Source organism: Kitasatospora putterlickiae (assembly GCF_039527695.1).
In the GTDB taxonomy this organism is placed as follows: Bacteria; Actinomycetota; Actinomycetes; order Streptomycetales; family Streptomycetaceae; genus Kitasatospora; species Kitasatospora putterlickiae.
The window spans coordinates 8,974-10,151 of sequence record NZ_BAAAKJ010000437.1; the positions used below are offsets into that span (position 1 = coordinate 8,974).

2 protein-coding genes are annotated in these 1,178 nt (G+C 74.7%); both read right to left on the reverse strand.

Annotated elements, in window-relative coordinates:
• Positions 1-51: 51 nt before the first annotated feature.
• The gene (ssuE, locus tag ABD308_RS35915; RefSeq protein WP_344344325.1) at positions 52-606 is read right to left on the reverse strand and encodes an NADPH-dependent FMN reductase; all 555 of its coding nucleotides are present in this window, start codon (positions 604-606) and stop codon (positions 52-54) included.
• Between the two features lie 175 nt (positions 607-781).
• Positions 782-868: a putative leader peptide gene (locus ABD308_RS39825; RefSeq protein WP_350554585.1), complete on the reverse strand. Its 87-nt coding sequence runs from the start codon at positions 866-868 to the stop codon at positions 782-784.
• Positions 869-1,178 lie beyond the last annotated feature (310 nt).

The following is a 1,178-nucleotide window of genomic DNA, read 5'->3' on the forward strand; positions in this document are numbered from 1 at the left end:
GCGGGGCCTGGGGTGGAGCGGAGGTCCGGCGCGCGGTGCGCCGGGCGGGCGTCAGGACGCCAGGGCCGGGGCGGCCCGGCGCTCCAGGGCGGACGCGAACGCGTCCACGACGGGGCGCAGCAGCACGTCGGTCTCGCGCTCGACCACGGTGGTGCCGTCCTCCCGGACGGTGATGTGGCGGTCCAGCACGAACCAGCCCTGGGTGATGTGGTCGGCCCCCATCGAGCTGAGCACCGGCCGCAGCGCGTAGTCCACCGCCAGCACGTGCGCGGTGGAGCCGCCGGTGGCGAGCGGCAGGACGGCCTTGTCGCGCAGCGCGTACTGCGGCAGCACGTCCAGCAGCGCCTTGAGCAGGCCCGAGTACGCGGCCTTGTAGACCGGGGTGCCGATCACCACCCCGTCGGCCTCCGCGAACAGTTCCAGGGCGGCCGCCAGCTCGGGGTGCGACAGGTCGGCGGAGAGCAGCGCGTGCGCGGGCAGGGTGCGCACCTCGAAGGGGACGACGCGGTGGCCGCGCTCCTCCAGCCGCGCGTCGACCAGGCGCAGCAGGCGGGTGGTGCGGGAGGTCGGGGACGGGGAGCCGGAGACGGACAGGACGGTGGCCATGGGTTCACCTCGGGGAGGAAGCGGGACGGCGCTCCAGCGGCACGGGGCACTCACCGGGCAGGGGCGGCGCCGGCCGGGCGGCCGGGGACCGGCCTACCGGCGGGCGGCGGTGAGCACGCTGCGCGGGCAGCGTCGAGAAGAGAGAGGAGGAGTGGTGGGGTTCGACGGGCGCGCGTCAGCCACAACAGAGCGAACAGGACACACGCAGCAGGTCGACGTGCCGCCGACGCGTGAGAGTCCATCGCTGATCCATGGCTGTCATGCAAACACGCAGCGTTCCGGACGGTCAAGGTTCGTCCCGCCAGGCGAACACCAGGTGAGACGGATGGTGAGACGGGGGCGCGAGGGTCCGCCCCGTCGCCACCTTGCCCCGGAACGATCCGGCGCGTGCATCAAAACTGCTACAAGGGCCCTGGTGGGGGCCCCGGGGGGAGTCACCGGACCCGGCGTCGGGCATTCTCTCCCACATGAACACGTGGCAGGAGGGCCGCCCGGGCGGCGGCGGGAACCCGTACGGCGGCGGCAACGGTGGCGGTGGCCCCGCGTACGGGCGCGGCGGCGGCGCCGAGCCG